Origin of the sequence: Corynebacterium tuscaniense (assembly GCF_008693065.1) — a bacterium.
In the GTDB taxonomy this organism is placed as follows: domain Bacteria; phylum Actinomycetota; class Actinomycetes; order Mycobacteriales; family Mycobacteriaceae; genus Corynebacterium; species Corynebacterium tuscaniense.
The window spans coordinates 43,036-52,623 of sequence record NZ_VXKH01000008.1; the positions used below are offsets into that span (position 1 = coordinate 43,036).

The 9,588-nt window shown below is 59.9% G+C and carries 7 protein-coding genes and 1 pseudogene; 2 read left to right on the forward strand and 6 right to left on the reverse strand.

What is annotated here, in order from left to right; translation table 11 throughout:
• Positions 1 to 2: 2 nt before the first annotated feature.
• Complete coding sequence (locus F4V54_RS03430; RefSeq protein WP_150386242.1) at positions 3 to 350, reverse strand: DUF3054 domain-containing protein; 348 nt, start codon at positions 348 to 350, stop codon at positions 3 to 5.
• Positions 351 to 525: 175 nt separating this feature from the next.
• Here F4V54_RS03430 and F4V54_RS03435 point away from each other — a divergent pair, with 175 nt between their 5' ends.
• The gene (locus F4V54_RS03435) at positions 526 to 2,121 is read left to right on the forward strand and encodes a vWA domain-containing protein (protein WP_170253099.1); all 1,596 of its coding nucleotides are present in this window, start codon (positions 526 to 528) and stop codon (positions 2,119 to 2,121) included.
• An 88-nt stretch (positions 2,122 to 2,209) separates the two neighbouring features.
• Here F4V54_RS03435 and F4V54_RS03440 read toward each other — a convergent pair whose 3' ends face one another.
• From F4V54_RS03440 to trmB, 4 genes are read right to left on the reverse strand one after another with little or no spacing between them, the layout of a single operon-like run.
• Complete coding sequence (locus F4V54_RS03440) at positions 2,210 to 3,211, reverse strand: lysylphosphatidylglycerol synthase transmembrane domain-containing protein (protein ID WP_102724400.1); 1,002 nt, start codon at positions 3,209 to 3,211, stop codon at positions 2,210 to 2,212.
• Positions 3,204 to 5,471 carry an MMPL family transporter gene (locus F4V54_RS03445; protein WP_150386244.1) on the reverse strand — a complete coding sequence of 756 codons (2,268 nt, stop codon included), beginning with the start codon at positions 5,469 to 5,471 and terminating at the stop codon, positions 3,204 to 3,206. The genes F4V54_RS03440 and F4V54_RS03445 overlap by 8 nt, the downstream gene beginning before the upstream one ends.
• A gap of 7 nt (positions 5,472 to 5,478) precedes the next feature.
• The gene (locus F4V54_RS03450) at positions 5,479 to 6,135 is read right to left on the reverse strand and encodes an NYN domain-containing protein (RefSeq protein WP_150386245.1); all 657 of its coding nucleotides are present in this window, start codon (positions 6,133 to 6,135) and stop codon (positions 5,479 to 5,481) included.
• Positions 6,132 to 6,896 carry a tRNA (guanosine(46)-N7)-methyltransferase TrmB gene (trmB, locus tag F4V54_RS03455; protein WP_034662710.1) on the reverse strand — a complete coding sequence of 255 codons (765 nt, stop codon included), beginning with the start codon at positions 6,894 to 6,896 and terminating at the stop codon, positions 6,132 to 6,134. The genes F4V54_RS03450 and trmB overlap by 4 nt, the downstream gene beginning before the upstream one ends.
• Before the next feature lie 299 nt (positions 6,897 to 7,195).
• On the opposite strand from trmB, the gene F4V54_RS03460 reads away from it, so the two are divergent.
• Positions 7,196 to 9,010, forward strand: coding sequence for a phosphoenolpyruvate carboxykinase (GTP) (locus F4V54_RS03460; RefSeq protein ID WP_150386246.1), 1,815 nt, complete (start codon positions 7,196 to 7,198; stop codon positions 9,008 to 9,010).
• A 247-nt stretch (positions 9,011 to 9,257) separates the two neighbouring features.
• Here the strand turns inward: F4V54_RS03460 and F4V54_RS11415 are convergent.
• A pseudogene (locus F4V54_RS11415) lies at positions 9,258 to 9,588 on the reverse strand (hypothetical protein); the annotation flags it as partial.

A 9,588-nucleotide genomic window follows, 5' to 3' on the forward strand; every position in this document is an offset into this window, starting at 1 on the left:
ACTTACCGTTTGATCAGGCGCGCAATGCCGCGCCACCCCAGCATCAGCAGCGCCGACATCACACTGGCCACGAGAATGAAGGACCAGTGCGGCAGCTGCTGATTTCTTATTGCCCAAATAATCAAACCGGTAGCCACGGTGATGAGCCAGATGACCCAACCTCTGGCTTCTTTCAGCGCGAATAGCGCGAACATCCACGCCAGCGCAACGCCGAGCAAGAACGGCCAGAGGGTGTCGAGCCAAGTGATGAAGTTCAGTGGTGTCTCTTCGGTCTGGTGTGCAATGCGCGCAAACAAAGCGAACAGTGCGATAGCAACAGCGTCGAGCGTGATCGCAGTGGAGTTCTTCATAGCTCCAGAATAGCCCCCAGTCTTTTCATCGATGACATGCAATTCGACGTTGAAAGGGAGTTTTGGCGGATCGAACCTGCACACCTTCGCCGTTTATTGCAGTGGACCTGAATGCGGAGTAGTGTTTTTCCGAACGCCTTTTAAGGCATTTCTCAGATCCTTTGGAGTTATTTGTATGAAGACATCACACCGGGTGAGCCCTCAGTGGTTGCTTGTCGCCATGGTCACGATTCTGGCGCTGGTTGCCAGCGTCCTCGTAGCAACGCCGCGGGCTGTTGCTGATCCAGGGCCGGTCCCAGCCGGCCACCCCATCGCAGAAAATCCGCCGCTTCCTGAGCGTTGCGGTGGCTTGAGTATGGCTCTTGTGTTTGACGTTTCGGGTTCCATTGGCCAGCGAGGCCTGGCTGACTCGAAGAACGCGGCCAAGGCTGTTGTTGAGGCGCTGAAGGATACTGACATCACGATCGGTATGTACAGCTTTGCTAGGCATGCTCCGGCGAAGGGGCAGCAGAACCTGGACAAAACCCCGGCTTCTGAGCAGGAGAAGCTGAACGCTCATATTGATAAGTTGGCCATCCCAAGTGGAAGGGACAACTACACCAACTGGCAGCAGGCTCTGACACAAGTTGAGGGTATGGGCTACGACGTTGTGTACTTGATCACGGATGGTCAGCCGAATACCTATGGTGACGACGACGGTACGGTTGAGGGCCAACCACCACTGTTGAGTGTCCAGAATGCAGTGAAGGCTGCTAATGATCTCAAGCAGGCAGGCACTCGTGTTGTGCCACTGGCCGTTGGTGGTGGTGTTCAGCCGGGTACTGAAGCGGCAACGTACCTGGGGTACATCTCAGGCGAGGATGATTGGATCCCTGTTGCTCAGTACGCCGAGTTGTCCGAGGCACTCGTCGAGCAGACCACGAAGGGCTGCCAGGGCGAAATCAACATTCAGAAGAACTTTGTGAATAAGCGTGGCAAGGTTGTTGAGCCCACTGCGCCGGCCACGAAGTCTGGGTGGAAGTTCTCCATCGCAGACACGAAGGCGAATGACGCGGATAAGAAGATCGTGGCACTCGATGAGGAAGACGTGGTCACCGATGAGAAGGGTGCAGCGACCCTGCGTTACCGCACGTCGAAGCCGGACACTGAAGGCACTGTGACGGTGGCTGAGGCAGACGGTGAACCGAAGAATGTTAAGTGCACCGATTCCAACGGCACTGATGTTGATGTGAAGCTGGAGGGCAATAAGTTCACTGTTCCGGCGAAGACCGGTTCGGAGCTGTCCTGCACCGTGTCCAACCTGGATGAAAACGCTCCTGGTTCTTCGGGTGGCGGTTCGAGTGATGATCCGATTACGGATCGTTGTTTGCCGGCTGTTGGTGGTGTTCTTGGTGCGTTGATTCTGGCGCTCCCGTTGATTGCGCTGGGTAATGCGAAGGCGCCGGGCATCATGGCTTTGCAGGAGAGCATTGGTAAGCAGATTCGGGAGGCGAACTCCAGGATTCAGCAGGGTACGGGTATTTACAACGAGGATTCTTCGCGGTTTGCTGCGCAGATCGATGATCAGCTGAAGGCTCTTGCTTACAACAACCAGGATGCTCTGAAGGTGTTGGGTAGTTTGGCTGCTCTTGCTGGTGCGGCTGGTTTGCTGTGGGCGTTCTGCGCCCCGGGTTCTGGTAGTTCTGGTAATAAGATCACGGTTGGTGAGGCTTTCGAGAACTTGGGTAGCTCGGAGAAGCCTTCCGAGGATACTGAGTCGGAAGGCAACTAGGCCACCAACGAGAAACAGGTTGCTACAGCGGAGGCGTAGTGCTCTTCGCTCCTGTTGAAAACGAATAGTTCATGCTCGGTGGGCAGCGTTATTGCTGCCGGCCGAGCATGAATCCTTTTCCGGCATAGGCAATGAGATAAATCACCCAACCGATGACGGTGATAAGGGCGAAAGAGACAATGCGGTAGATCAGGGTGGTGGCGGTGGCGTCGACCAGCGTGAGGCCGGTTGCCACCAGCGATGCGGTGGCAACGGGCTCGACGGTGCCAATGCCTCCGGGGGTGATCTGGGCGGCACCAGCTAATTTGGTCATGATGAAGGCCAGGGTCACTCCTTGGATTGTGGTTGCGTCCAGGCTGGGGTGGAAGCCGGGGAGGGAGCCGGTGACGGCGGCGACGCAGAAGTAGAGGGTGGCTACGTCGATAAGCTGATTGAGCAGTGAGAAGACTGTGGCGGCGATGAATCCGCGGGGTGACACGCGGATATCACCAAGTTGGGTGATTACGGGCAGGACGCGTTCACGCACGCGCGTGGGTAGATAGCGGGCCCAGCGTGCAAGCACGTTGGGGTTGTACACGGCCCAGAACAGGCCGGCGATGGCGGCGGTGGCCACGGCGAGGGAGCCGGCGAGCGCCCACATGGATAAGTTCGCGCCGAGGAAGATGGCGGCGACGATGCCAATGACTACCATCCACACGGTGGAAAGTGCGCCGGAGATGACAAAGAACCACCCGCACAGGCCAGCGGAAGCGCCCCAGGAGCGGTGGATGCGGTAGGTCAACCACGCTGAGAGGGCGGGGCCACCGGGGATGGTGGTGGACCAGGCGTTGCTGGCCAGGGTGACGGCGGTGCAATTCCCCATGTTCGCGTTCACGTCTTTGGAGGCGAGGAGGATGCGCATCACGGCGGCCATGGACACGATGGCCAGCACCGAGAAGAAAATCGCTGCCGCCACGTACTTGGGGGAGGCCTGGCCGAGTGCTGCGAAGGCCTGCCCGAGGAATGGCAGCTGGTCACGGAAGACCAGTGCCACAATAATGAGGACCGCGATGGGGGCCAGCCACCGCGCCCAGGAGCGAAGATCAGTCATTCAGTCGGCGCATGAGTTCATCGAAGGGAATGAGGTCACGGTTCTGTTCCACGCTCACACCACTGCGGGCGTGCTGCGCGGCCAGGACGGTGGCGCCGATGGGGATCTCACCGGCGCGGGGGTGGGCGGGTTCGGAGTGGCTGGCGGCGCTGGTAGAGCTGCCTTCTCCGAAGCTCTCGTAGGCGCGCTTGACCCAGCGTGGGGCCCACCAGTTGTCTTCGCGCAGTTCGCGCATGACTGCGGGTACGAGCAGCAGGCGGATGAGTGTGGCGTCGAGTGCGAGGGAGAAGATGAGGCCGAAGGAGATGTACTTCATCATCACAATCTCACTCATCGCAAACGCGCCCGCGACCACGATCATGATGAGGGCGGCCGCTGTAATAATCCCGCCAGTGTGCGCAGTGCCGTATTTGATTGCATTGCTTGTCGACGCACCCTTGTGCCGCGCCTCCACCATCCGGGAGACCAAGAACACTTCATAGTCCGTGGACAGGCCGTAGAGAATCGCAATGATGAGCACCAGCACTGGACTCATCAGCGGGCCTGGTGTGAAGCCGAACATGCCGGAGCCGACGCCGTCCACGAAGACGAGGGTGAGGAAGCCGAGCGTGGCGCCGATACCTAGGACGTTCATGATCACGGCCTTGACAGGCAAAATCATCGAACCGAAGAGCACAGCCATGAGCAGGAATGTCGCCACAACCATGTACACCGCCATCCACGGCAGGCGGCCCAGCAGCGCTTCGATGGATTCGACTTCCATGGCCGGTGTGCCGGCGATGTAGAGGTCCACGCCTTCTGGTGCTTCGATGGCGCGCAGTTGGTCGATGACTTCCTTACCGCCGTTGCGGTCCGCCAGCGTGCCGGAGAGCACGGTCGTACCGTCCTTGGTGGCCTGCGAGGGCTCCATGGGGGAGGCGAGGCCGGTGACCTGGCGTGTTTGCAAAACTACGTCCACGAGCTGTTGATTGTCGGCGCCGGTAATTACCAACTTCACCGGGTCCGTGCGGAAAGCAGGGAAGGTCTCATTGAAATCGTCCTGTGCCTGGCGGACAGTATTGGTGGGTGGCAGGTACGACTCGTTGATGCCGCCGAAGGTGATGCCCACGATGGGGATGGTCAGCGCCAACAGCGCGCCGGTCACCCCCACGATGACGCCCTTGGAGTGTCGCATGGCCCACGCCGGGATCCGGAACCAAATCGTGTCCTCAATCCGCTTGGCTGTGCGGCTGGTGTGGCGGACGGACCACTTATCGATGTTGCGCCCCAACATCCCAAACAACGCTGGTAGTACCGCCACCGAGATCACAGCGGCGAAAAGCACCGCGCTGATCGCGCCGTACGCCACTGATTTCAGGAAAGCCTGCGGGAACATGAGCAGCCCGGACAAAGCTACGCCGATCAAGAGTGCAGAGAAAAAGACTGTCTTGCCCGCCGTGGTGGTAGTTTCCGCCACGGCATCTTCGACTGTTCTGCCCTTATCCAGCTCCTCCCGGAAACGGGAGACCATGAACAGGCCATAGTCGATGGCCAGGCCCAGCCCCAGCAGCGTGATGATGGACTGGGAGAACACGTTGACCTGATGGAACTTCGCCAGAATCGCCAGGATGGACAGCGACCCGATGATGGAAAGCACACCCACGATCAGTGGCATCGCTGCCGCGATGACACCGCCGAAAACAAATAGCAAGATCACAGCCACAAAAACAAGGCCAATTTTTTCCGCGCGGGCAATGTCATCCGCCATGCCACGGTCCAATGCGTCAGCCACAGCGGTGGCGCCGGCGATTTGCACCTCCGCGCCGGGGATCTCAATGGCTTCGAGTTCTTCCTGCAGCTCCCGGAAATCCTTCAACGTTTGCTCGCCATCACCGGCCAGGCCGATCGCAGCAAAAGCCTTCGTTTTATCCGGGGAGATCAGCTGCGGGTTCGGGGTAGAAAAGTAGCTGGTCAGTTGGGCAACTTCGGGGCGATCTTTGAGTTTGGAGATCTGCCTGTCGGCGGAAGCCATCACCTCTGGGTCCGTAACATTGCCACTGACCAACAGGATCACGTCGCCGGCGTTGTCGCGGCCAAACGTGTCCTCCTCAATCACCGCAGCGGTGGTGGAATCCGCCCGCGGATCCTCCCAACCTTCCTGGGACAGGCGCTCACCGAGTTTGGAGCCCCAGAGCACCTGCATGAGGATGATCAGGGCAATGATCACCACAGGAATGATCTTGCGGTGCCGGTAGGCGGCATGGCCCCACCTATAGAACATGCGTCTCCTAGTTTTTGATCAATGCGCTCAGCGGGCGGAACGGCTGCAGCCACGCACCGCCGTCCGGCAGTTGGTCCAGGTTGACGCGCGGTAGCGGTTCGCGGAATACACCAGGGATGTCCTCTAAGTCTACGAATGTGATGTCCGGTGAGGTGACTGCCCAACTGGCGTGTTCGTGAAAACCTATGGCGGTGACGGGGATGCCATCATGCGCGAGCTCCGTGAGTAAGTCCTGGAAGTTCTGGCCATCGGCGGAAGCAACCACGACCCCGCGCAGCACGCCCTCATCTCGGCGGCGGTTGATGTGGGCAACCATGTCCGCATCCACATCAGATTCATCATCCGCCTTCGGCTTAGCAAAAACGGCGAAACCAACGTTGCGCAGCGCCTCCACCCAGGGCCGCACCACATCAGCGGAACCGAGGGTGACATTGGTAAACACGGTTGCTTCCGGCTCTACCTCACCCGGCATGTCCAGGGCGCGGTGCACAAGCCAGCGGCCAATAGCATCAAAGCGCGGCCGGTACGCGGCGGTGGGACGGCCACCCAGAATGGCGCCTAAGCCCATGTCCAGGTTGGGTGCATCCCACACCAGCAGCAGACTATCCGGGCCCGCATCCGCGCCGGGGGAGTAGGAATGGATCAGGCTATGTACATCTGTCATTTTTTCACCCAGAGATATTCAGAAATCACGTGCTGTTTATCCAGGCCTTTGCCTTCAAACTTGGTGATCACCTGGCGGTCTGTCAGGATGGGGGCATTCTCCCACGGCCAGCCCTTATATTCCAGCATCGGCTCGACCTCAACTAGCTCATTGATCCACTCGGCGTAGTCGGCGTGGTCCGTGGCCACGTGCAATACGCCACCTGGCTTCAGGCGCGTGGCAATGAGGTTGAGCGTTCCCGACTGGATGATCCGCCGCTTGTGGTGCCGGGCCTTCGGCCACGGATCGGGGAAGAAAATGCGCACGCCATCAAGGGATTCTGGTGGGAACATGCGAGCGAGCACCTCCACTCCGTCGCCTCGCACCATGCGGATGTTTTCAATCCCGCCGCGCACAACGGAACCCAGCAACTTGGCCAGCCCCGGCTTGTACAACTCCACGGCGATCACATTCGTGTCTTTTTCCAACGGCGCCATCGCAGCGGTGGACGTGCCTGTGCCTGAGCCAATCTCCACGATGGTTTTATGCCCGCTGCGTCCAAACCACTCATCAACATCAATGGTCTGATCCTCATCAGAGTGGGTGAGGATGCGGCCGAGGCGGGGCCACCATTCGTCGAAAAGCTGCTCCTGATTAGGCGTGAGCGTGCCACGACGAAAAGTGACGGAACCCAGGCGGGGGTAATCCAGGCCCGTGTCAAACTCAGTCTGCGGGGGGCGACCGTGCGGGAGTTCACCAAGAGAATCATTCACGCACGCCATTGTCGCAGCTTTTCGGGCTGTCCCCCGCATAGGGGCAATAAAGGCAAAAACATCCACGGATTATACCCGCAGAACTCACATACCGTCCGCTTGGCAGGTATTGCGGGGATCAAGGCTGCTTATCGACGTTTTATCCCCCGCACCCACCATTCTCCAATGACCCACATTCGGGGGTAGCGATAATGTGGCATCGTCGCGCTATCGTGGAGACTTTCGAGCGACAGGCGGGTGACGGTAACACTTCGATATTCTAAAGGAGAAGAATTAACTGGGTAGTCGCCGATTATTGAGGAGAAAGTATGACCGCCGTAGTGAAGGGTCTTCAGGGGCAGGCCCCCACCGAAAACGAGCAGCTGATTGAGTGGATCAATGAGGCTGTGGAGCTGTTCCAACCGGAACAGGTAGTTTTCGCTGACGGATCAGACGAAGAGTGGGAGCGTCTCGCCGCTGAACTGGTGGAAAAGGGCACGCTGATCAAGCTCAACGAAGACAAGCGCCCGAACAGCTTCCTTGCCCGCTCCCACCCGTCTGACGTTGCCCGCGTGGAGTCTCGCACCTTCATCGCCAGCCCCACCAAGGACGGCGCAGGCCCGACCAACAACTGGGTCGAGCCGAACGAGCTCAAGGCCGAAATGACGGAGCACTTCCGCGGCGCCATGAAGGGCCGCACCATGTACGTGGTGCCGTTCTGCATGGGCCCGATTTCCGACCCGGAACCGAAGCTCGGCGTTCAGCTGACGGACTCCCCCTACGTGGTCATGTCCATGCGCATCATGACACGTATGGGGCAGGAAGCTCTGGACAAGATTGGCAAGGACGGTGACTTTGTCCGTTGCCTCCACTCCATCGGCGCACCGCTTGAGCCCGGCCAGGAAGACGTGGCATGGCCCTGCAACGACACCAAGTACATCTCCCAGTTCCCGGAGACCAAGGAGATCTGGTCCTACGGTTCTGGCTACGGCGGCAACGCCATCCTGGCTAAGAAGTGCTACGCCCTGCGTATCGCATCCGTCATGGCCCGCGAAGAGGGCTGGATGGCTGAGCACATGCTCATCCTCAAACTCACCGACCCGGACGGCAAGGCCTACCATATTGCGGCCGCCTTCCCGTCTGCTTGCGGTAAGACCAACCTGGCCATGATCACCCCGACAATTGAGGGCTGGACCGCTGAAGTCGTCGGTGATGACATTGCATGGCTCAAGCTGCGCGAGGACGGCTTGTACGCCGTCAACCCGGAGAACGGCTTCTTTGGCGTGGCCCCGGGCACGAACTACGAGTCCAACCCCATTGCTATGCGCACCATGGAGCCAGGCAACACCCTATTCACCAACGTCGCGCTTACGGATGACGGCGATGTCTGGTGGGAGGGCATGGACGGCGACGTGCCGGCGCACCTCATTGACTGGCAGGGTAATGACTGGACCCCGGAGTCCAGCACCCCGGCTGCCCACCCGAACTCTCGCTACTGCGTGGCCATCTCCCAGTGCCCGACCGCTGCACCGGAGTTCGACGACTGGAAGGGCGTCAAGCTCGACGCCATCCTCTTCGGTGGCCGTCGCCCGTCCACCATCCCGCTGGTCACCCAGGCCCGCGACTGGAACCACGGCGCCATGATTGGCTCCCTGCTCTCTTCTGGTCAGACCGCCGCTTCCCTCGAGGCAAAGGTGGGCTCCCTGCGCCACGACCCATTCGCGATGCTCCCGTTCATCGGCTACAACGTCGGCGATTACGTCCAGAACTGGATCGACCGCGGCGTCGAGGGCGGGGACCGCATGCCATCCATCTTCCTGGTTAACTGGTTCCGCCGCGGCGAGGACGGCCGCTTCCTGTGGCCCGGCTTCGGCGACAACTCCCGCGTACTCAAGTGGGTCATCGACCGTATCGAGGGCCGCGTGGAAGCCGACGACACCGTCGCCGGTCTGGTTGCTCGCGCTGAGGACCTGGACCTCACCGGCCTGGACACCCCGCTCGAGGACGTCCGCGAAGCACTCACCGTTAACCCGGCCGAGTTCGAAGCCGAGTTCGCCGAGGGTGAGGAGTACCTCAAGAACCTGGGCGACCGCGTCCCGAAGGAAATCTTCGACGAGCTGGAGAAGTCCAAGGCGAAGATCTAACAGGCAAAACGCTTGCGCGTTGAGAAGGCCTGAAAGAGGGCTCGGCACGGCCGAGCCCTCTTTCTATCTAGAAACCCTTTTTCTGAGTTGATCAGGGGGTGCTATTTCATTTTTTAGTGTTGGTTATGCCAACCACTAAACTCAGGACGCTTCAAAACGGGTAGATGTGCCCCCAATCAGAGCCGTAATCAGCACAACCCCCAGAAATAGGCGAAGCTCCTTTTACCTTCCTCTGTTCCCAGACTGTCTAGCGTTTGGGTTCGCGTACCCATGCGCCGATGACTCCGGGGACGACTTCGGGTGCTTCACCAAGAAGTGCTTTGAGGTTGCCTTCACGTTCTACCGCTGAGGTGACTGCTTGTACCCGGCCCCGTTTTTGCTGTCCGTTACGCCCACCGCGGCCAGCACCAGCAGCAGGACCCATGCCGTACCCACCACCAGTGCTACCGGAAGCGCCGCCGGTTCGTGGGCTTGCACCGGGACTACCAGCCCCCACACCACCGGCTCCTGGCCCGTTGCCTGGTGCTGGCCCCACACCCCCGGTACCTGCACCGCCACCGGCTCCTGGTGGGGTGCCA

Bases quoted from the DNA above. Each gene is read 5' to 3' on its own strand.
- F4V54_RS03430 (WP_150386242.1), bottom strand. From the start codon at position 350: ATGAAGAACTCCACTGCGATCACGCTCGACGCTGTTGCTATCGCACTG.
- F4V54_RS03435 (WP_170253099.1), top strand. From the start codon at position 526: ATGAAGACATCACACCGGGTGAGCCCTCAGTGGTTGCTTGTCGCCATG.
- F4V54_RS03440 (WP_102724400.1), bottom strand. From the start codon at position 3,211: ATGACTGATCTTCGCTCCTGGGCGCGGTGGCTGGCCCCCATCGCGGTC.
- F4V54_RS03445 (WP_150386244.1), bottom strand. From the start codon at position 5,471: ATGTTCTATAGGTGGGGCCATGCCGCCTACCGGCACCGCAAGATCATT.
- F4V54_RS03450 (WP_150386245.1), bottom strand. From the start codon at position 6,135: ATGACAGATGTACATAGCCTGATCCATTCCTACTCCCCCGGCGCGGAT.
- trmB (WP_034662710.1), bottom strand. From the start codon at position 6,896: ATGGCGTGCGTGAATGATTCTCTTGGTGAACTCCCGCACGGTCGCCCC.
- F4V54_RS03460 (WP_150386246.1), top strand. From the start codon at position 7,196: ATGACCGCCGTAGTGAAGGGTCTTCAGGGGCAGGCCCCCACCGAAAAC.